The organism is Pseudomonas sp. P5_B2 (genome assembly GCF_056400445.1).
In genome coordinates, this window is the sequence record NZ_JBFULH010000948.1 from 1 (window position 1) to 1261 (window position 1261).

Below are 1261 nucleotides of genomic sequence, written 5' to 3' on the forward strand. Positions count from 1 at the left end.
GTCTCTATACAGCCGAAGCCCCCAACGCCATCACTATCTGCTGCAACTCAGCCGACTCCCCCTCAATCCGCACCTGCAACCCGTCAATCTCCCGTCGCTTCGGATAATGCTTGCGCAGCGCATCAAACGCCGCACGCTGCTCGCTCACATTGCCTACCAGGCTGCGCCGAAAATCCGCATCGTCACGGCGCGGGTCGTACACGCCACGGCACAACATGGCCAACGCCCACGCCGGATCAGTTTGCGCATGCAGGGCCACTTGCGACAACCATGGGGCCGGCAGCAAATCGCTGAGGCTGACCTCGGCCGGTCGCCCGAGAAAATTGCAATACGCCTGATAAATTTGCGCCGTCCCGCGCTGGCGCCCTTCAAGGCTGTACCCGGCAATGTGCGGCGTCGCCAGCACGCACAACTCAGCCAGCGCCACGTCGACCTCAGGCTCGCCTTCCCACACGTCGAGCACCGCTTGCAGGTCTTCGCGCTCAAGCAGCACCTGACGCAGGGCGGCGTTATCGACCACCGGGCCACGACTGGCATTGATCAGCCAAGTGCCAGGCTTGAGCTGGTTCAAGCGTTTTTTATCGAACAGGTGCCAGGTCGACTGCGCGCCGTGCTTCTTCAAAGGAGTGTGCAGACTGATCACGTCGCATTGCTCAATGACCTGTTCGAGGCTGACGAAATCACCGCCTTCTGCCGCCTGCCGGGGCGGATCGCACACCAGCACCTTCCAGCCTAGGCCTTGCAGGACTTTGACGAGACGACCGCCGACTTCGCCGGCACCGACCACGCCATACGTGCGTTGATTCAGGTCAGCGCCTTCGATTTCAGCCAGGGTCAACAGACTGCCGAGAACGTAATCGACCACACCCCKGGCATTGCAGCCCGGTGCACTGGACCAGGTGATACCGGCCTGCTTGAAGTAATCAAGGTCCAGGTGATCAGTGCCGATGGTGCAAGTGCCGACAAAGCGCACGTTGCTGCCTTCGAGCAAGGCACGATTGACGTTGGTCACTGAGCGGACCAGCAGCACATCGGCGTGTTCGACGGTGGCGCGGTCGATGGAACGCCCTGGCACCCTGCGAATTTCGCCGAAACCTGAGAAGAAGGCATCGAGCAGCGGGATATTTTCGTCGGCAACAATCAGCATGGCAGGCTCCTTTGGGGGACCGGCAGTTTAGGCGGAGATACCCTTTGTGAGCCAGCAGGCATTGCGCATCCGTGTAGCAGCTGGCGAAGCCTGCGTCCGGCTGCGTAGCAGTCG

At 61.3% G+C, this 1261-nt stretch carries 1 protein-coding gene; it reads right to left on the minus strand.

The window, feature by feature from the left end; genetic code table 11:
* Positions 1 to 4: 4 nt before the first annotated feature.
* Complete coding sequence (pdxB, locus tag AC1DRJ_RS28225; RefSeq protein ID WP_477805035.1) at positions 5 to 1147, minus strand: 4-phosphoerythronate dehydrogenase PdxB; 1143 nt, start codon at positions 1145 to 1147, stop codon at positions 5 to 7.
* Positions 1148 to 1261: the final 114 nt, after the last annotated feature.